Origin of the sequence: Chitinimonas sp. BJB300 (genome assembly GCF_002735695.1) — a bacterium.
GTDB lineage: Bacteria > Pseudomonadota > Gammaproteobacteria > Burkholderiales > Chitinimonadaceae > Chitinimonas.
Genome location: NZ_PDZH01000091.1, coordinates 1 through 17,792, shown reverse-complemented (window position 1 = coordinate 17,792; position 17,792 = coordinate 1). Strand labels below are relative to the sequence as shown.

General features: G+C 53.7%; 18 protein-coding genes and 3 tRNA genes. 6 read left to right on the top strand and 15 right to left on the bottom strand.

Annotated features, from left to right (window positions below; all coding sequences use genetic code 11):
* Positions 1 to 158: 158 nt before the first annotated feature.
* The 12 genes from CSQ89_RS15140 to CSQ89_RS15085 form a co-directional block, all read right to left on the bottom strand.
* Positions 159 to 980 (bottom strand): TIGR00266 family protein, encoded by an 822-nt coding sequence (locus tag CSQ89_RS15140; RefSeq protein ID WP_374701356.1) that lies wholly within the window; start codon positions 978 to 980, stop codon positions 159 to 161.
* 106 nt (positions 981 to 1,086) lie between these two features.
* Positions 1,087 to 1,713 (bottom strand): flavin prenyltransferase UbiX, encoded by a 627-nt coding sequence (locus CSQ89_RS15135; RefSeq protein WP_099406967.1) that lies wholly within the window; start codon positions 1,711 to 1,713, stop codon positions 1,087 to 1,089.
* Positions 1,710 to 2,582, bottom strand: coding sequence for an RNase adapter RapZ (gene rapZ, locus CSQ89_RS15130; protein ID WP_233203183.1), 873 nt, complete (start codon positions 2,580 to 2,582; stop codon positions 1,710 to 1,712). Before rapZ ends, CSQ89_RS15135 begins: the two co-directional genes overlap by 4 nt.
* Positions 2,583 to 2,584: 2 nt before the next feature.
* Positions 2,585 to 3,526 carry an HPr(Ser) kinase/phosphatase gene (gene hprK, locus CSQ89_RS15125; RefSeq protein ID WP_099406966.1) on the bottom strand — a complete coding sequence of 314 codons (942 nt, stop codon included), beginning with the start codon at positions 3,524 to 3,526 and terminating at the stop codon, positions 2,585 to 2,587.
* 50 nt (positions 3,527 to 3,576) lie between these two features.
* Positions 3,577 to 4,032: a PTS IIA-like nitrogen regulatory protein PtsN gene (ptsN, locus tag CSQ89_RS15120; protein ID WP_099406965.1), complete on the bottom strand. Its 456-nt coding sequence runs from the start codon at positions 4,030 to 4,032 to the stop codon at positions 3,577 to 3,579.
* A 439-nt stretch (positions 4,033 to 4,471) separates the two neighbouring features.
* The gene (gene hpf, locus CSQ89_RS15115) at positions 4,472 to 4,810 is read right to left on the bottom strand and encodes a ribosome hibernation-promoting factor, HPF/YfiA family (RefSeq protein WP_099406964.1); all 339 of its coding nucleotides are present in this window, start codon (positions 4,808 to 4,810) and stop codon (positions 4,472 to 4,474) included.
* A 49-nt stretch (positions 4,811 to 4,859) separates the two neighbouring features.
* Entirely contained in the window at positions 4,860 to 6,320 is a 1,461-nt protein-coding gene (locus CSQ89_RS15110) for an RNA polymerase factor sigma-54 (RefSeq protein WP_099406963.1), read from the bottom strand.
* A 21-nt stretch (positions 6,321 to 6,341) separates the two neighbouring features.
* Positions 6,342 to 7,067, bottom strand: a complete 726-nt coding sequence (gene lptB, locus CSQ89_RS15105) for an LPS export ABC transporter ATP-binding protein (RefSeq protein ID WP_099406962.1) — start codon at positions 7,065 to 7,067, stop codon at positions 6,342 to 6,344.
* Positions 7,064 to 7,615 (bottom strand): lipopolysaccharide transport periplasmic protein LptA, encoded by a 552-nt coding sequence (lptA, locus tag CSQ89_RS15100; protein ID WP_099406961.1) that lies wholly within the window; start codon positions 7,613 to 7,615, stop codon positions 7,064 to 7,066. Before lptA ends, lptB begins: the two co-directional genes overlap by 4 nt.
* Positions 7,596 to 8,171, bottom strand: a complete 576-nt coding sequence (gene lptC / locus CSQ89_RS15095; RefSeq protein WP_099406960.1) for an LPS export ABC transporter periplasmic protein LptC — start codon at positions 8,169 to 8,171, stop codon at positions 7,596 to 7,598. The genes lptA and lptC overlap by 20 nt, the downstream gene beginning before the upstream one ends.
* A 2-nt stretch (positions 8,172 to 8,173) precedes the next feature.
* On the bottom strand, positions 8,174 to 8,659 hold the full coding sequence (locus CSQ89_RS15090; RefSeq protein WP_308418162.1) for a KdsC family phosphatase: 486 nt from the start codon (positions 8,657 to 8,659) through the stop codon (positions 8,174 to 8,176).
* 67 nt (positions 8,660 to 8,726) lie between these two features.
* Positions 8,727 to 9,713: a KpsF/GutQ family sugar-phosphate isomerase gene (locus tag CSQ89_RS15085; protein WP_099406958.1), complete on the bottom strand. Its 987-nt coding sequence runs from the start codon at positions 9,711 to 9,713 to the stop codon at positions 8,727 to 8,729.
* A 154-nt stretch (positions 9,714 to 9,867) separates the two neighbouring features.
* Here CSQ89_RS15085 and CSQ89_RS15080 point away from each other — a divergent pair, with 154 nt between their 5' ends.
* A complete protein-coding gene (locus CSQ89_RS15080) occupies positions 9,868 to 11,829 on the top strand; it encodes a monovalent cation:proton antiporter family protein (RefSeq protein WP_099406957.1) in 1,962 nt (653 codons plus the stop codon).
* Between the two features lie 139 nt (positions 11,830 to 11,968).
* Here CSQ89_RS15080 and CSQ89_RS15075 read toward each other — a convergent pair whose 3' ends face one another.
* Positions 11,969 to 12,628, bottom strand: coding sequence for a prepilin-type N-terminal cleavage/methylation domain-containing protein (locus CSQ89_RS15075; RefSeq protein ID WP_099406956.1), 660 nt, complete (start codon positions 12,626 to 12,628; stop codon positions 11,969 to 11,971).
* Positions 12,629 to 12,811: 183 nt separating this feature from the next.
* Between CSQ89_RS15075 and CSQ89_RS15070 the strand changes: the two genes are divergently transcribed.
* Positions 12,812 to 14,479 carry an ATP-binding protein gene (locus CSQ89_RS15070; RefSeq protein ID WP_099406955.1) on the top strand — a complete coding sequence of 556 codons (1,668 nt, stop codon included), beginning with the start codon at positions 12,812 to 12,814 and terminating at the stop codon, positions 14,477 to 14,479.
* A 57-nt stretch (positions 14,480 to 14,536) separates the two neighbouring features.
* Here the strand turns inward: CSQ89_RS15070 and CSQ89_RS15065 are convergent, their stop codons facing one another.
* Together CSQ89_RS15065 and CSQ89_RS15060 are read right to left on the bottom strand one after the other, a co-directional pair.
* Positions 14,537 to 15,463, bottom strand: coding sequence for a type II secretion system protein (locus tag CSQ89_RS15065; protein WP_099406954.1), 927 nt, complete (start codon positions 15,461 to 15,463; stop codon positions 14,537 to 14,539).
* Entirely contained in the window at positions 15,457 to 16,632 is a 1,176-nt protein-coding gene (locus CSQ89_RS15060; RefSeq protein ID WP_139022866.1) for a hypothetical protein, read from the bottom strand. The genes CSQ89_RS15065 and CSQ89_RS15060 overlap by 7 nt, the downstream gene beginning before the upstream one ends.
* Before the next feature lie 130 nt (positions 16,633 to 16,762).
* Here CSQ89_RS15060 and CSQ89_RS15055 point away from each other — a divergent pair.
* From CSQ89_RS15055 to CSQ89_RS15040, 4 genes are all read left to right on the top strand, one after another.
* Positions 16,763 to 16,847 (top strand) — tRNA-Tyr (locus tag CSQ89_RS15055).
* Between the two features lie 64 nt (positions 16,848 to 16,911).
* A tRNA-Gly gene (locus tag CSQ89_RS15050) sits at positions 16,912 to 16,985 on the top strand.
* Positions 16,986 to 17,001: 16 nt separating this feature from the next.
* Positions 17,002 to 17,076, top strand: a tRNA-Thr gene (locus CSQ89_RS15045).
* A 41-nt stretch (positions 17,077 to 17,117) separates the two neighbouring features.
* Positions 17,118 to 17,792: GTP-binding protein (locus CSQ89_RS15040; RefSeq protein ID WP_143747077.1), on the top strand; the 675-nt coding region annotated here is incomplete at its 3' end.

The window sequence follows — 17,792 nt, the reverse complement described above, 5'->3', positions numbered from 1 at the left end:
ATCGTGCGCTGCCGATCGCCTATTTCGATCGCCTGGGAGTTCCAAGACTCGCCTAACCTCAACTTCTCGAACCGCCCGGTGCGGACCCGCATGCCGGGTGGTGTGGCAGGGGTCAGCCAGGTAATCTGGCCGCCCCTATGCCGATTAGCGAAGGGTAGTTACTCCCTTTCGAAGAGATTACCAAGCCCGCCCAATACCGACCCTTGCTCGGCATTTGCGCCTCCACCTGCGCGGGAAGCGCCGACGATGCGATTGGCCAGCCGTGATAAGGGCAGTGACTGCAGCCAGATTTTGCCAGGCCCGCGTAAGGTCGCAAAGAACAAGCCTTCTCCGGCGAACAGCGCACTCTTCACATTGCCGACATATTGGATATCAAAGTCCACACTGGGTTGGAAGGCCACCACACAACCGGTATCAACGCGTAGGCTCTCGCCAGGTTTCAGCGTCTTTTCGATGATTGCTCCGCCAGCATGGACAAAGGCTAACCCATCACCTTCCAGTTTTTGCAGGATAAAACCTTCACCACCAAAGAAACCGGCCCCGAGGCGTTTTTGAAAACCGAGGCCCAGAGAAACACCCTTTGCCGCACATAGGAAGGAGTCCTTTTGCGCCATCAGGGTGCCGCCAATTTCACTTAAGTTAACGGGGATGATTTTCCCTGGATAGGGTGCACCAAAGGCTACCTTCATCTTACCCGCGCCTTGATTCACGAATACAGTAGTGAATAGCGACTCACCAGTCAGCAGCCGTTTGCCGGCTCCCATCAGTTTGCCCATAAAACCTTGCTGCGCGGCCGAGCCATCACCGAAGATCGTGTCCATCTGGATGCCATCCTCCATATAGAACAACGTTCCGGCTTCACCAACAGCGGCTTCACCGGGGTCGAGTTCTATCTCGACAAACTGCATGTCGTCACCAAACAGTGTGTAATCGATTACGTCCATAGCCATGGTTTCTTCCTTGTAAAAGGGATGAGACATTCAAGTTGCTGTGTTATGTATTGTTGATGGCGCATCGCCGTGCTTGGGAGCTGGGATTTGGGGGCGCCTAATTGAGACAAGTCTGTGCGATGATTATCGACAGTACTTAATACGGATTGGTTTCCGTATTGCCCCAACGTGCCATCAGCTGATGGGGTACGCCTAGTTGGTCAAGCACTCTGGCCACAATGAAATCCACCAGTTCGCCAACACTTTCCGGATGGTGGTAGAAGCCGGGGTTGGCCGGCAGGATGCATACGCCCATGCGCGCCAGCTTGAGCATATTTTCAAGGTGCAATGCAGAAAACGGTGTCTCGCGTGGCACGATGATCAGCTTACGGTTTTCCTTGATGCTGACATCGGCGGCACGTTCGATCAGATTGTCGCTCATGCCGGTGGCGATGGCGGCGAGCGTTCCCATTGTGCAAGGGCAGATCACCATGGCATCGGCGGGGTTGGAGCCCGATGCTACCGGGGCGAACCACTCTTCTCGGCCAAATACCTGTAGCTGATTGTTGGTAAGGCTATACCGCTCGCACAGCATGGTTTCTACTTCTTTGGCGCGGGAAGGCCAAGTTTCACCTATCTCTTGCTTGATGACGATCTGTGCTGCTTGCGAATAAAGCAGATAGACCTGTACTTCGGCTTCCAGTAAAGACTCCAGCAGGCGCAGCCCATAGGGCATGCCCGATGCGCCAGTGAGGGCGAGCGTGACGGTATGCGGTGGCGTCATGCTGATTCGCCCCGGCGTTCGCGGTGGCGGGATAGCACTTGTCGTTCGTTACCGAAGCGTACAGCAAGCTTTTCCGCAAGCCAGATCGAACGATGTTGCCCACCGGTACAACCTATTGCAACCGTGAGGTAGCTACGGTTGTCACTATCGAATGCAGGTAGCCAGTCGACGAGATAGTTGCAAACATCGCTATACATTTTTTTCCCGAGCGGTTGTGCCTCAAGGAAGTCGATAACGGCTTGATCCCTCCCCGTTAGAGGGCGTAGCTTGGGGTCGTAATAGGGGTTGGGTATGCAGCGGGCGTCGAATACCAAGTCGGCATCGAGTGGTAAGCCATGCTTGAAGCCGAATGATTGGAAAATCACGGTAAGGCGAGCTTGATCAAGTCCCAGTAGTTGTTTTACCCAGCTTCGTAGTGCATTGGCGCTGAGGTCGCTTGTATCGATCCGATGCGCCAGATCAGCGACACCTGTCAGCAGGTCTTGTTCCAGCACAATGCACTCGGCCACGGTCAGCTCAGGATGCGCTACCGACAAAGGGTGCTTACGCCGGGTTTCGGAGAATCGCATCTGTAAGGCGTCTGCCTTGGCTTCCAGAAAGAGCGCCCGTATATCAAGCCCTTGTGCCTTCAAATTGGCAACTGCCGCAGGTAGGGCTGGCAGACTATGGACACCGCGGATATCGACGCTGATACCAATACGACGATGGCCCTCATCACGCAATGACTGCACCGCTTGTAGTAATAGCGTAGCCGGGAGGTTGTCGATACAAAAATAGCCTTGATCCTCAAGCTGTTTGAGCGCCACGCTCTTGCCGGACCCGGATAAGCCGGAAATCAGCACAATTTGCATTGCTGCAACTGACTGCATACTTACTCTCCCGATTCCATGAAGCGTTGATGGCGTTCAATAAACTCGCGGGTCGAGTCGATACCGCGCAATTGCAGAATGTAATTTCGTACAGCGGCTTCGACAAGCACCGCCAAGTTACGGCCGGCAGCTACGGGCAGGACGACTTTGCGGATTGCCACGTCCAGCACCGCCTGAGTTGCCGCTTGCATCTGCAATCGATCCAGCGGTGTTACCGATTCTGATTGCTTGGTGAGATGAATGATCAGCTTGAGGTTCTTTTTGGGGCGAACGGCGGTTTCGCCAAAGATAGTGCGGATATTCAGCACGCCCAAACCGCGTACTTCCAAAAAGTCGCGCAGTAGGGGTGGGCAGCGCCCTTCCAGCGTATCGGGTGCAATTCGGTAAAGCTCGACCACATCGTCGGCAACAATACCGTGACCACGTGAAATCAGTTCCAGTGCCAACTCGCTTTTACCCATCGCACTTTCACCGGTAATCAACACGCCTACTTCCAGCACATCCAGGAAGACGCCATGTAGATTGGTAGAGACGGCTAAGGCCTTGGCCAGATAAAAACGCAGCACATCCATCAAGTACGGCGATTGCTCGGGTGAGGTCAGCAAGGGTACGTGGGCACGCTCACAGGACTCGCGCAATACATCGGGTGCGGCTTGGCCGTTGGCGATGATCATCGCGGCCATATCGGTGCTGAACAGATGGTCGAGCGACTTTTTCAGTGCCGCGGCTTCAATCCCTTTGAGGTAGGCAATTTCCGCCAAGCCGAGCACTTGGACACGGTTCGGGTGGACGAAATTAAGGTGGCCGACCAAGGCGTGCGCCGGCTTTTGCGTGTCCGCCTCGTTGGAAAGAAGATTATTGGCGCCGCTCTGACCTGCCAGCCAGGTCAGACGTAGCTTCTCGGCGTTATCGATAAAAAGCTGGCGAACAGTAATTTGCGGCATGGGCGGGCTCTCTCGGCAGATAGCCCGATTCTAGCTGCTACCGTGCCAACTCAGGACTGCCAATTGGTCAATAAACGATAGCTCTCTTCGACCGTTGTCGCCGCACATAGTGCTTCACGGGATTTTTTATCGCTAAACAATTGTGCGAGTTCAGACAGAATCTGCAAGTGCAGGTCGGTTGCCTGTTCCGGAACCAACAGCACAAAAGCCAAAGAAACCGGTTTACCGTCGGGCGCTTCGAATGCGATTGGCGTTTTCAGTCGAACAAAGGTCCCGACAGCTTGCTTGATGCCTTTGATTCGCCCGTGTGGGATAGCCACCCCCTGGCCAAGCCCGGTTGAACCAAGCTTTTCACGTGCAAACAGTGCGTCAAACGTAGCGCTACGGGCAATGCCCTGACTGTTCTCGAATAGCAGGCCCGCCTGTTCGAACAGACGCTTTTTGCTGGTCAGGTCCAGATCAAGAAATACATTGTCCGGCGGTAGAATAGAGGCAATCAGGGCCATGTTGGGACACTTCATGAAGAGGCCGCCATTGTACCCCCGTGGTAGCTGACGGCAAGGTAACATACACAGCTTCATTGGCATGAGATTTGAAGTCGCGCAGGGCTTGGCTTTGGGGGAGGGCAGGACGTAACAAGTGTGGGATAACAGGCGATTTTGGTGCCCAACTATGTATCCCAATCGGCGCTTTATAAGCTTAGAACTTGACTAAAGTCTGCTGTGTGTCAGCAGTACTGCGTTGAAAACCCCCTCGGAATGCGCATTTGCCACGCGTAAACACCGCTTCCTGGGCCGCTTCAGCCTTTCCTTGCCCTAGCTCGCGAGACATTAGACAGGTTCTTACGAGTCTTATGTGGCTGGATAACAGATCAAACTACAAATAAAAACGGGAATGGCGTCCCAGTGCCATTCCCGTCCCTCGCGTGTCAGGGGTGATACGTAATCAGGCGGCCGGTTGTTCCGGCATAGCTTGGTATTTCAACGCATCGGTATGCCTGTCCCCATAACGCTTCTCCTTGTGTTTGAGCACTTGGCGGTCTAATTTATCTGCTACTAGGTCGATGGCGGCGTACATGTCCGCCTGAGCGGCTTCCACGTGAATGTCTTTGCCACGCACGTGCACGGTAACTTCGATTTTTTGCTGCAGCTTTTCGACCGAAACGATGACGTTCATATCGATCACATGGTCGAAGTGGCGAGTTACCCGCTCGAGCTTGGCTTCGACATATTCACGCATGGCGGGGGTAACTTCGAGGTGATGCCCACTGATAGTTAGATTCATACGACTCTCCTTGTGTTAAGGACGTCGCCAATTGATCTTGCGTTGGCGGCTACAGGGACTTTCGTTGGTTCACGGGAGGGATGTGCATTGCTTCTCGGTACTTGGCAACCGTGCGACGGGCCACATTGATGCCTTGCTTGCCTAATACCTCGGCAATAATGCTGTCGCTTAGGGGGCTCTTATGGTCTTCGCTGTGAATAAGTTGTTTGATCAGGGCTTTGATGGCGATGGCCGAGCACTCGCCGCCTGAGTCTGTATCGACATGGCTGCCGAAGAAATACTTGAATTCATAGATACCTCGCGGGGTAAGCATGTACTTCTGGGTGGTGACGCGCGAGATCGTTGATTCGTGCAGGTCCAACTCCTCGGCAATATCGCGTAGTACCAAGGGGCGCATGGCAACTTCGCCATGCTCGAAGAAGCGCTGTTGCTTCTCGATGATGGCCTGTGCGACGCGTAAGATGGTTTCGAAGCGCTGCTGCACATTCTTGATCAACCATTTGGCCTCCTGCAGCTGGCCAGAGAGGCCCGTGCCGTTATCGCGCTGTTGACGCAGAATGTTTGCGTACAGCTGGTTGACCTTCAGCTTTGGCATGGCAGCTTCGTTCAACTGCACCGTCCAGCTTTGTTTCATCTTCTTCACGACCACATCTGCGACCACGTAACGGGTGTCCGACTCACCAAATGCTGCACCTGGGTGTGGGCTCAGACGCTTGATCAGCTCCTGAGCTGCACGCAGTGATTCGTCGTCACACTTTAGCGTTCGCTTAAGTTTACTGTAGTCTTTGTTGGCCAATAAATCGAGACCGTTGGTAACTACGGCCAAGGCCAACCCGTATGCCGGTTCGTTTCCGTTCAACTGCTGCAGCTGCAAACTGAGGCAGTCTTTAAGATCGACCGCGCCCACGCCGCAAGGTTCCAATTGTCGTACTAATTGCCATCCAACCTGAAGTTCCTCCACTTCGAGTTCCAGTTGCTCGCGAAGTTCACTCGGCACCAACTCAAGAATTTCTGCCAAGCTCATGGACAGAAAACCATCATCATCAAGCGCATCGATGATCAAGCTGGCGACGGCATGGTCGCGCGGGCTTAAGGGCAGCAACCCAAGCTGTTCGAGGAGATACTCACGCAAGGTGGAGATGCGGGCCACATTGGCCTGAGGGTCGAATTCATCATCGCCATCGTTGCCCTTGCTGCCTGATGCCTCATTCCAATAGTTGTCTCCCAAGGAGTCATCCATATCGAAATCAGGCTGACTACTTTCTTCGGCGGGGGTTTCGGTCGCTGCCGCTTCCTGTTCTACCGGGGCGGAAGGGGTGCCGTCCTCCCGCACCATAAAGGTATCGGGCTCGTTGTCGTCCTCGCGTTCCAGCATGGGATTATCCTGCAGGAAGCGTTCGATCTCTTGATTTAGATCAAGGGTGGATAGCTGCAGAAGCTTGATGGACTGCTGCAGTTGCGGCGTAAGCGTTAGGGACTGAGACAGTTTAAGCTGGAGGGATTGTTTCATACCGGTCTGTGAGTAGAGGGTTTACAGCCGGAAATGTTCGCCAAGGTAGACCCGGCGTACATTGTCGTTATGTACTATTTCTTCTGCGCTGCCTGAGGCGAGTACGCTACCTTCATTAATGATATAGGCCCGGTCACAAATGCCTAGCGTTTCGCGAACGTTGTGGTCGGTAATAAGCACGCCGATTTGCCGCTCTTTCAGAAAGCCGATGATTTTCTGGATATCCATGACCGCAATGGGGTCCACGCCGGCAAACGGTTCATCTAGCAAGATAAAACGCGGATTTGCCGCCAGCGCACGGGCAATCTCACAGCGGCGTCGCTCCCCACCCGACAAGGCCAATGCCGCGCTGTCGCGCAAGTGGGATATGTTCAGCTCCCGCAATAACTCTTCCAAACGCGCTTCGATGGCCTCGTTGTCACGCTCATGCAGTTCGAGGATGGCGCGAACGTTTTCGGCTACGCTGAGCTTGCGGAAAATCGATGCCTCCTGCGGCAGGTAGCCGAGCCCAAGCTTGGCGCGGGCGTGCATTGGCAGGTGCGTGATATCTGCATCACTGAGCCGGATCTGACCACCATTCAGCGCGACCAGACCCACTATCATATAAAAGCTGGTGGTTTTACCGGCACCATTTGGGCCAAGCAAGCCCACCACTTCGCCGGCATCGACATGCAAGGAAACATCGCGTACGACTGTACGCGCCTTATAGCGTTTTTGCAGGTGTTGTGCAGACAAACGGGTCGTCATGGCTTTTTTTGTCCTTCGACCGTTTTGGCTTCAGCGGGGCTGACTTGAGGCTGGATCACCATGCGTAATCGGCCATTGCCACCCTTTTGTGCTGGGCTGCCTTCAGCCTTGTAACGTTCAGTCTGCGTGTTGTAACTGATATTGTTGGCGCTGATTTCATCGCCACTGATTTTCAACCACGCTTGGCCCAGTAGGCGTACATCACCACTTTGACTATCGTATTCTAATTGATTGGCTTTGCCATCCAGCCAACCGCGGTCGCCTTCCAGTTTTTGCCGGAATTCAACTTGATTGCCTTGGGCTTTGATTTGTTGGTCGCCGCTCGGCAATTCCTTCAAGGTTGCGCTCTCCGCTTTGAGCGAAAGCGTACCTTGGGTCAGCTTGACGCCGCCTTCCAAGATGGAAAAGCCATTTTTTGCATCGCGCGAGCCGCCACCTGCGTCGATATGAATTTTCTGGGTACGGTCGGTCAGTTCGGCCTGGGCAGGTAGTACAGCCAAGCCAGCTAACAAAGCTGCCAGTAAGTGCTCAGCGTTTGGGCGGGGCATAATCAATGCTCACTTTGGAACGCAATCGTAACTGCGCTGTGTTGTGGTCGTAATCAAAACCGGTACTGCGTACTTGGTCGCCGCCGGTCTGGAGGTCGGTAGGCGCATCTGAAGCGGCGGTGCCGCGTGCGGTGTCTAGCAACAGATTACGGGTTTGCAGCTGAACGCTTGGGGCCTCGGCGCTTTCCGCGCGTTGCATCTGTACGTTCTGCTCAAACCACACTTTGTCGCCATTCGCGTTGGCGCGTGCTTTTTCCGCCGTGATGGTCAGCGCGGGCTCTGCGGGTAGGGTTCGGATCAGGGAGGCTTGTTCGAATTCTGCCCGGCCGTCATCTGGATAGCGCAGCATCCGTTCGGCTTTCAGCGTATAGAGCGGTTTGCCATCGCTACCAAAACTGACGGCGGAGAAGCGGCTAATGGTGAGGTCTGGCGTGCGCATGGCAACACTGGGCGTCAAACTGGGTAGCTCGGTGACATGGTTCAGCATCAACGCCATCCCCGCCAACAGCATCAGCAATAGCAGTGGGAAAGCGCGAGCGACACGGTCGGGAATCATACTTAAGCCAGATATGAAGCGAGTTGTGCATCAAGCGTGCCCTTGGCTTGCATGATGACCTCGCAGGCTTCTCTTACCGCACCATGGCCGCCTCGTGCGCCTGTAACGTAATGCGCATATTGACGAACCACGGTGGGTGAGTCGGGCACGGCGATGGCAAAGTGGGCGCGACGCATGACAGGCAGATCGATGACATCGTCACCCATATAGCCGCATTGCTCAGCAGAGAACCCAAGCTGTGCCAGCAATGTTTCAAATGAGGCCCGCTTGTCGTGAGCGCCTTGAATGAGGTGTTCGATGCCCAGGTTTCGGGCGCGATGTTCGACCAGCTTGGATTGGCGGCCTGTGATGATGGCCAATTGAACGCCGGATTGCTTGAGCATCTTCAAGCCATGGCCGTCTAGCGAGTTGAAAGCCTTCATTTCTTCACCGCTGTCGGTGTAATACAAACTGCCGTCAGTCATTACACCATCTACATCAAAAATCATTAAGCGAACAGTTTGGGCACGTTCAAGCACAGAAATTCCTCTATCAAATCTATTATTTATGCGGCAATCAAACCACGCCAGCCTGCAGCAGGTCGTGCATGCGTATGGCGCCTGCCAATTTATTTGCGTCGGTGACCAACAGCACATAAACCTTGGATTGCTCCATCTGCTGTACCGCTTCAACGGCGAGACGGTTGGCGTCGATGGTTTTGGGTTTCAGGGTCATCACATCGGCAATCACGGCACGTTTGAGGTCGATATCCCTATCCATTGCCCGGCGCAGGTCGCCATCGGTAAAGACACCTACCAAGTCGCCTGCAGCATCAACTACGGCGGTCATGCCGAGGCCTTTACGGGTGATTTCGAATAGGGCGTCGCGCAGGCTGGCCTGGGTACTGACAACTGGCAAGGTATCGCCCTGATGCATGACATCACGCACATGGACCAATAGCTTACGCCCAAGACTGCCACCTGGGTGTGATAGCGCGAAGTCATCACGGCTGAAGCCCCTTGCCTCCAGGAGGCAAACCGCCAACGCATCGCCCAAGGCCAACGATACCGTCGTGCTGGCTGTCGGCGCCAGGTTCAATGGGCAAGCTTCTTTGCTGACGCTGGAATTGAGGTGGACATCAGCAGCCATACCCAACGAAGAGCGTGGGTTGCCAGTCATGGCGATGATCTTGGCGCCTTTGCGTTTAATGGCAGGTAGGAGCGCGACCAACTCATTGCTTTCACCGGAATTCGACAAGGCCAACACGACGTCTTCTGCAGTGATCATGCCCAAGTCACCATGGGCGGCTTCTGCCGGGTGCATAAAGAATGCAGGCGTACCGGTGGAGGCCAGCGTTGCTGCGATTTTTCCACCAACATGGCCTGATTTGCCAATGCCGGCAACCACAACCCGGCCTTTGCAGTCCAAAAGCAGTGCATGAGCCTGAACGAACGTTTCGTCCAGCCTGTCAGCCAGGGCCTGGATGGCCTCTGCCTCGGTGGTGAGTACATCGCGACCGAGCGCTATCAGGCTCGCTTGTGTGAGTGTGCGATTGGGATTCATAGCGTAGAAGTATAAGGGATGCATTGCAGGTCGTGCTCAGCTGCGGGCACGGTTCTTGAATAGTGATGCCTATATTGTCTTTCTTGCACGGATTGCCTGCACGTATTCCACACGGGGTTCGTATAATCCCCGCATCACTTTGTTCAGGTTCACCATGCATCAAGCGCTTGAAACCGTATTGCTTCTGCTGGCTGCGGCAGTCGCAGTTGTTACCCTTTGCCGCCGAGCGCAATTGCCGGCCATGCTGGGGTATCTGTTAGTGGGTATTGCAATTGGCCCACATGCATTTGGCTTGATTGCGTCATCTGCACAGGCATCAGAACTTGCTGAATATGGGGTGGTGTTTTTGATGTTCAGCCTGGGGTTGGAATTTAGTCTACCTAAGCTGACGGCTATGCGCAGGACAGTATTTGGTCTTGGGTCGGCTCAGGTTGGATCGGCTATGTTGGTGGTGATGGCGGCGTCATTGCTATTTGGTCTGCCTTGGCAGGTGGGGTTGGTGCTGGGGGGGATTCTTGCGATGTCATCCACTGCCATTGTCACCAAGCTGCTGGCGGAGCGTGTTGAGGTGAATGCGCCGCATGGCCAGCAGGCTATCGGTGTGCTGCTGTTCCAGGATTTGGCCGTGGTACCACTGTTGATCATCACCCCTGCGCTGGGCTCTGCCGGCATCGATTTGTGGATGGCGTTGGAATATGCCGCCTTGAAGATAGCCATCACGCTGGTGGTATTGCTTTATTTCGGGCCGAAGTTGCTGCGCCCTTTATTACATCTGGTCGCCAAAGGACGTTCAACTGAATTATTCGTTTTGAATGTACTGCTGGTAACGCTGGGTATCTCTTATGCCACGGCACAAGCTGGCCTCAGCTTGGCGCTGGGAGCATTCCTGGCGGGTATGTTGATCGCAGAAACGGAATACCGGCATCAGGTGGAAGAGGATATCCGACCTTTTAGAGACCTGCTCCTGGGCTTGTTCTTTATTACCGTAGGCATGCGGCTGGACCTTAAGGCTGTATGGCAAAATTGCTTTGCAGTGTTAATGGTATTTGCCTTTCTTACGGTGGGCAAAACCGGATTGATTACAGGGCTGGTACGCTGGTTCGGTTGTAGTACGGGCACGGCAGTGCGTACAGGCCTGGCGCTGGGGCAGGGCGGGGAGTTCGGCTTTGTGCTGTTGACCTTGGCTGCCGCATCGGGCGTGATGCCACGTGCGGTAGAGCAGGTCGCATTGGCCTCTATCCTGCTTTCGATGTTGGCAGCGCCATTTTTGATCCAGCAGTCCGAAAGGATTGTGCGACGCTTCATTGCCTCTGATTGGATGTTGCAGGCAATGCATCTTACCCAGCTCGCTGCCAAGACCATGGCGACCTCGGACCATGTGATTCTTTGTGGTTATGGCCGCAGTGGGCAGGCATTGGCGCGCGTGCTTCAGCAAGAGGACGTCACGATCTATGCGCTAGACCTTGACCCGGAGCGGGTTAAGGAGGCGGCAGCGGCGGGCGAAAATGTGTCATTTGGCGATGCCACACGCCGTGAAGTGTTGATGTCTGCGGGGTTGACTCGTGCGCGAGCGCTGATTGTCACCTACGACCACACGCCATCTGCTCTGAAGATACTGAACATCGTCAGACAAGAAAGACCGGATCTGCCGGTTATCGTGCGTACCAGGGATGATAACGATATCGAAAAGCTGCGCGAAGCGGGAGCGGATGGGGTTGTAGCCGAGATCATGGAGGGCAGCCTGATGTTGGCTTCACATGCCCTGATGTTGTTGGGTGTGCCACTCAACCGGGTGTTGCGGCATATTCGAGATGCACGCGAGCAGCGCTATAGTTTATTTCGGGGGTTTTTTCGTGGTATCAGCGATGAGGGGCTGGAAGAGCAGGCACAGCCGCGTTTGCATTCAATTCAGCTTAATCTCGGCGCGGCGGCGATTGGTAAGACATTGGCTGACTTAAAACTGGTGGAAGTGGATGTCAGTGTAAGAAGCCTGCGCCAGGGGGGACGTCGTTTGGATGAGCCGCCGCCAGAGCATTTGCTACAAGTGGGTGATGTACTGGTATTGCTGGGCACACCCGATGCACTGGCGAGAGCCGAGCGCCGGCTTTTAGGTTGAGTTGATGTGGCAAAATAGCCCGCGTAATGGCGGGCTATTTCACAAGAGCAGTGTATGGATTCAGGTGTATGGCTTGGTTGGGAATGTAGAAGCAATCCCATTCCTTATTTTACATACAATTCCCTCTGTCTAACCCTGCCTATAGTTGCCGGCAGACTGTCCAGAGTTGGCCATTGGTTTCATTATAAATGGCTACGCCTGGCGCTGCCGCTATCGGTGCTAGCGGCGCTGCAGCGGCACTGGCGGCCCTTACGGTACCGGTTTGTGGGTTGCCATCATCCAACTGTCGATCAATAGCTGCGGCTTGTTTGCCGGGAACAGCGCTCATGCAAACTGCATTGCCGGTGATGCCATAGACGGTTTGGGTGATGCCGATTAAGCCGCTAAATGCATTGTTGGGTCTTGCAGCTGCACCAGTTAATGCAGGGTCCCCTTGAATCAACCCAGCAAAGCGGAGCGAGCGCCAGAAATTGTTATTTTCCCCGCCATTTACGGCAAATGGGTTTGCCGTGGCTGCGCCTATCAACCCATTATTGTTACCCCCGCCGACGTTGGCTGCCCAGCCTCGGGTAGTTGCAGTGTTGACGTTTTCATCGCCGGGCAGGGAGTGATAACGGTCCCGGAATGTGTTGACTGCGGCCGACATGCCATTCAAGTCATTGACCGCATTTTTGGTTCTGCCGTTCTCTATCATTTCCTGGCCTTTGAGCACGCCTCCCAGCAATAGACCGATAATAACCAGTACGATCGCGATTTCGATCAGGGTAAAGCCCTGTTGGTTGTGTTTTGCGTGGTTCATGGTACTCAGTCTCCTACGAGGAATTTGCTCCAAGGCGAGCTGGATAGAAATATAGCAACCTGCGTGCCATCAATAATTTGATTGGCGCATTTTAGAAATTCAGACATTGCATACGTCAACCTCGTTGATGCGTGCCTGCCGTTGACGGTTTCTTAGGTTATGCCAAATACGTTTGCAACCCGAATGCAGCAAATGCCGGTCTTTCGTGAACGAATATTACCGTTGCTATTGGTTGGTCTTGTCTGGCTCTCGCTATTGATAGGTTCGGAAGGGCCGGTAAGCCGTATGCTGCTGATTGCGCAATATGGCTTGCTACTACTGTGGCAGCCCGTTTTTGACACCAATTTGCGGATTAATCGGGCAGCGGTCGCACGATTGGTATTGGTGGGTATTGCACTGGCGTTGCTGGCTGGAAAGGGATTGATGCTGTGTTGGCTGGCGCTGTTAGCCAGCATGTTTGGCAGCCGATCTATCCGCACGCTGCTACCGTGGCAGCGTCGTTTTCATGTAGGTATGTTGCTATGTCTACTCTATATGCTTTGGTTGGTTGGCACGCCAGGTGTAGCCAACCACGCCATTCCTTTCGAGAGTGTCTTCAAATACGGCGTACCTGTTGTGCTATTGCTCTTGGCGATGCTGCCGGTTGTTATAGAACCTAAACGTCAGCGTGCTTCGCTGGATTTCTTTGATGCGGTGCTCATACTTCTGTTGGCGCTATTGGTGCCCATGGGAGCGGTGGCGCTGGATGCCTTGTCTGACTGGAGCTATGTCGAGTCATTAGCCCTGGTATTGGTTGGATTGGGCCTGGGATTGGGCGCGTTTGCATGGTTGTGGAACCCGCGGGCAGGGTTTGCGGGTATTGGCGCGTTGTTTTCAATGCGAGTGCTGCAATTGGGGACGCCATTTGAACGGTGGTCTACCCGGCTTGCCGCCCATTCAAATCGTGAAGCCTCCCCAGAGCAATTTCTACGCAGCGCCGCGGCTGACTTGCTGACACTGCCAGGTGTAGTCGGTGGAGATTGGCGCTATGACCAGTCGATTGGGCGGTTTGGTGTCGAGCGCGCACGCTTCAATGCATCTGTAAAGGCGCGTGGCTTGGTGCTTATGTTGTTGTCAGAGCACCCGATACCGCCTGCGCTTCACTTGCAATTTCAGTTGATTGCCGAGTTGCTCAGTCAATTTTATCAAGCGAAATTGCGCGAGATTTGGCTGGCGGAGCAGGCTTATGTCGAAGCCGTGCATCAAACTGGCGCAAGGTTGACGCATGACATCAAGAACCTTCTGCAGACCCTGAAGTTGTTATTGGCGGCATCCGAAACAATGCACGATGCAGAGCGGTCGGCAGCGCTTTATTCACGGCAGTTGCCCGAAATTACCCGTCGGCTGGAAATCACCCTGAAAAAATTGACGCTGCCCTTGGCGGCCGAACCGATGACGCGTGTCATCGCGACATCATGGTGGGAGCTGCAAAAGTGTCGATATATCGACAGTGATGTCGATTTTGTGGCAGACGATTTGGTAGATGCAGTGGTTGACGAGGATCTTTTTACAGCTGCGTTAGATAACTTGATTAGTAATGCACTGAACAAACGGCTGCTTCAACCCAGCCTGTACATTCATGCGAGGTTGGCGGCGTTAAATGGCGAGCCCATATTGACGGTTGTGGATGATGGGGAGCCTGTCCCTGCAGATCTACTTGGCAAGATATTGATACGCCCTGTGCCATCGTCGACTGGGTTTGGCCTGGGCCTGTATCAAGTAGCGAAGATGGCTGCCGAACGGGGTTATATGCTCGCCCTAAGTAATAATCGAGATGGCTGTGTCGAGTTTTCTCTCAAGCTTTCAGGCTAATTTGCATTTAATGCGCGATACAGACAGGCATCTGTTATTGAACAGGTATCCAGGTGCTCACGGTAATTTGCCTGCCGCCACCAAGCGGTTGAATAGCAAGCTGGTTGGTACCCAGCCGACCTGGTCATCAAATTGCCCGCCCGCGCCCCCAGTTTCGTATCTTTCGTGGCTGACAAAGTTGCAAGCCGGGGGTTGTATAACGGGAGTTGTAGGTGGTGGAATCGGTGCAAGTGGGCATGCGATGGTTGCGGTATCTGTTGCATTACGCCCATTAGTATTCTGCAGCTCATCGACTTGCGCTGCAGAAGGCGGTGCATTCAACGTGAAGGCACTATTCCTCGCGCCAGAAGCGTTGAGACCATGTGAGAGAAAGACAACGGGCAAATTACTGGCAATAGGTGTGTTACACGTGGAGTTGTTGCATACATGGAGATTTCCCATGCTGTTAAGCCCAATTGTTAGTCCAGTCTCATGATTGCTGAATCGTGTATCTACGCGATAACGAAATCGATTGCCCCAACCGTCGCTGGAGGTCACTCCTAGGGTGGCGCTGGGGAGCCAGCCTTCTTGTGAAAGACATACAGTCTGGGTGGCTGTGTCACTTGCTCCACCAATAGTGCCATCGTTGTCGCTATCGCCACACCTTGGGTCTGCGCTCGGCAGATTGCAGCCACTTATTTGGACGGTGTCTTCAAGGCCGTCACCTAGTGTTGCTGTAGCTTCAGGGGAGTCTGGGCACGGTAGATAACCACGTCGACCCGATGCTCCTGGATGCGATAAGGCATACCCCATTAATGCATCAGATATGTCTGTCAGAGCTTTTTGTGTTTGCAGGAATCGTTGATGTTCCATTTGCTGTGGTAACACGGTCATCAATCCGCCAAGCAACAAGCCGATGATTACCATGACAGTTGCAAGCTCTGCCAGAGTAAATCCATATTGCCGCTGCCTCTTTGCCTGATTCATAGCGTCAGCTTTCAGCATGCTGGGGGCGATCGCGTCACATCACTGTGCCCGGGCGCTGGGGTTGTATTCCACTTAAGGGTGAAGGTAATAGCGCAGTTGGTTAATTTCAACGTCACTTCGTCATCGTTCACCTTGTTGTAAGTGATCTCGGGAAACCAACCTATTGTTGTGTTCAGCCCGATCCATTCGGGAAGGCTGCTTAGCCCGCTTCCTACGCAACCAATGTCAGGGGTAATGTTATTCAGTGGTAAATGACTTGTGTTTGAGGTGGCATCGCACTCGCCGGAGCTATCACCAGCAGCTGAGTACTGACCGTTCTGAATGTGAAATTTGTCGAGCTCAACCCTTACATCATTAACAATCCTTGGGACTAGGGCAGTAATGAGCTCTTGTTTGGTAACAAATACTAGCTTGTCGTTAAATGTCGCAGTTTGAGGGGCAGAAACGAAAGTCAAGTTAGCGTCAGTGTCTGCGTTACTCTGAGAGCCGGCGCAGGCTCCTGTGCCGCCATTAGGAATGCCTTCAAGAAAGTTAATGGCTGCAGGTGCTGCTGCATTGCGATTCTGCCCTCCTAATGGGGGGCCTGGTGCAATGATGACAAATGCGACATCGTCTATAGGAGTGCTGCTACCATTGCATATCTTTAGCCATAAAGAAGGGGCTGGGGTGTCTAACCAGGCGGTTGTAATTTCTGGGGTAGTAGGGCCAGGATAACCAGTAAGTAGATTCTGCGAGACGGCATACCAAAGTTTGGTGCCGCTACCATCTCTTAAATAACTGATGCCGAACGGTCGGGAATTATTTTGGTCGGCAAGGCAATTCCCAAAGTTACTTGAGTTGCTATCAATTTTGTCAGGTAGCGCGCCAAGGAGGGATGCGTTACCAGAGATTGAAGGGCAGTCGGAGGTGCCATCATAGTTCCCATCGGTATTATTGTGGTCTGGATACAGCAGCAGACCTGGCAAATCAGCATGGCTTACCGTCCAGCCAAGCAGCGCAGCTTTGGCTGCCTGTAAAGCGCTATCGGTGATCTCATCATTCTTGCTTTGAGTAGGGATAACCTGCCCAAGCTTCGAAACAATCAATGCCAAGAAGGCGACGCTGACAACAAGGAAAAAAACAAGCAACGCGCTGCCACGCTGTGCGGAGCAGAGGGTTGGATTCCTAGTGGTGATTGCTTTGGGCATGCTCTGTTATAAGCAATGTTGATGCCCATGAGGGTACAAGCCAGTGAGGCCGCGGTTTGTAGCCTTAAAAATATTTGAATAAATGTTTTGACAAGCCGTAAGTGCTTACTCATAATGCGCCCCTCATTCAGGAGGGGTTCCCGAGCGGTCAAAGGGATCAGACTGTAAATCTGACGGCTCTGCCTTCGAAGGTTCGAATCCTTCCCCCTCCACCAAAACATAAAGTAGATAGCGTCGCGGTAAGTGTGCCGCGTGGCAAGCGGGTTGGAAATCTTGTCTGCGGGTGTAGCTCAATGGTAGAGCAGAAGCCTTCCAAGCTTACGACGAGGGTTCGATTCCCTTCACCCGCTCCATCGTTTTGTGTGGAATGCCCATGTAGCTCAGGGGTAGAGCACTCCCTTGGTAAGGGAGAGGTCGGCAGTTCGAATCTGCCCATGGGCACCATCCCTTGATAGTTTCTTCTATTCGCAATTAAGGACTCCGTCATGGCAAAAGAGAAATTCGAGCGGACCAAGCCGCACGTAAACGTTGGTACGATCGGTCACGTTGACCACGGTAAGACCACGCTGACAGCTGCAATCACCACGATTCTGTCGAAGAAGTTCGGTGGCGAAGCCAAGGGTTACGATCAAATCGACAGTGCGCCGGAAGAAAAGGCTCGTGGTATTACTATTAATACTGCGCACGTCGAATACGAAACCGAAAACCGTCACTACGCACACGTTGACTGCCCGGGTCACGCTGACTACGTGAAGAACATGATCACGGGTGCTGCCCAGATGGATGGTGCAATTTTGGTTGTGTCGTCTGCTGACGGTCCGATGCCGCAAACCCGTGAACACATCTTGTTGGCCCGCCAGGTTGGCGTGCCTTACATCATCGTGTTCATGAACAAGGCTGACATGGTTGATGATGCTGAGTTGCTTGAGCTCGTCGAAATGGAAGTCCGTGAATTGCTGAGCAAATACGACTTCCCGGGTGATGATTTACCGATCATCAAGGGCTCGGCCCTGAAGGCTTTGGAGGGCGATCGGTCGGAAATCGGCGAACCCGCCATTTTCCGTCTGGCTGAGGCTTTGGATAGCTACATTCCTACGCCGGAGCGTGCTATAGACGGTGCTTTCCTGATGCCGGTTGAGGATGTGTTCTCGATCTCTGGT

Excerpts from the sequence above, each read along its gene's own strand:
- CSQ89_RS15140 (WP_374701356.1), bottom strand. The coding sequence starts at position 980 with ATGTCTCATCCCTTTTACAAGGAAGAAACCATGGCTATGGACGTAATC.
- CSQ89_RS15135 (WP_099406967.1), bottom strand. The coding sequence starts at position 1,713 with ATGACGCCACCGCATACCGTCACGCTCGCCCTCACTGGCGCATCGGGC.
- rapZ (WP_233203183.1), bottom strand. The coding sequence starts at position 2,582 with ATGCAGTCAGTTGCAGCAATGCAAATTGTGCTGATTTCCGGCTTATCC.
- hprK (WP_099406966.1), bottom strand. The coding sequence starts at position 3,526 with ATGCCGCAAATTACTGTTCGCCAGCTTTTTATCGATAACGCCGAGAAG.
- ptsN (WP_099406965.1), bottom strand. The coding sequence starts at position 4,032 with ATGGCCCTGATTGCCTCTATTCTACCGCCGGACAATGTATTTCTTGAT.
- hpf (WP_099406964.1), bottom strand. The coding sequence starts at position 4,810 with ATGAATCTAACTATCAGTGGGCATCACCTCGAAGTTACCCCCGCCATG.
- CSQ89_RS15110 (WP_099406963.1), bottom strand. The coding sequence starts at position 6,320 with ATGAAACAATCCCTCCAGCTTAAACTGTCTCAGTCCCTAACGCTTACG.
- lptB (WP_099406962.1), bottom strand. The coding sequence starts at position 7,067 with ATGACGACCCGTTTGTCTGCACAACACCTGCAAAAACGCTATAAGGCG.
- lptA (WP_099406961.1), bottom strand. The coding sequence starts at position 7,615 with ATGCCCCGCCCAAACGCTGAGCACTTACTGGCAGCTTTGTTAGCTGGC.
- lptC (WP_099406960.1), bottom strand. The coding sequence starts at position 8,171 with ATGATTCCCGACCGTGTCGCTCGCGCTTTCCCACTGCTATTGCTGATG.
- CSQ89_RS15090 (WP_308418162.1), bottom strand. The coding sequence starts at position 8,659 with ATGATTTTTGATGTAGATGGTGTAATGACTGACGGCAGTTTGTATTAC.
- CSQ89_RS15085 (WP_099406958.1), bottom strand. The coding sequence starts at position 9,713 with ATGAATCCCAATCGCACACTCACACAAGCGAGCCTGATAGCGCTCGGT.
- CSQ89_RS15080 (WP_099406957.1), top strand. The coding sequence starts at position 9,868 with ATGCATCAAGCGCTTGAAACCGTATTGCTTCTGCTGGCTGCGGCAGTC.
- CSQ89_RS15075 (WP_099406956.1), bottom strand. The coding sequence starts at position 12,628 with ATGAACCACGCAAAACACAACCAACAGGGCTTTACCCTGATCGAAATC.
- CSQ89_RS15070 (WP_099406955.1), top strand. The coding sequence starts at position 12,812 with ATGCAGCAAATGCCGGTCTTTCGTGAACGAATATTACCGTTGCTATTG.
- CSQ89_RS15065 (WP_099406954.1), bottom strand. The coding sequence starts at position 15,463 with ATGCTGAAAGCTGACGCTATGAATCAGGCAAAGAGGCAGCGGCAATAT.
- CSQ89_RS15060 (WP_139022866.1), bottom strand. The coding sequence starts at position 16,632 with ATGCCCAAAGCAATCACCACTAGGAATCCAACCCTCTGCTCCGCACAG.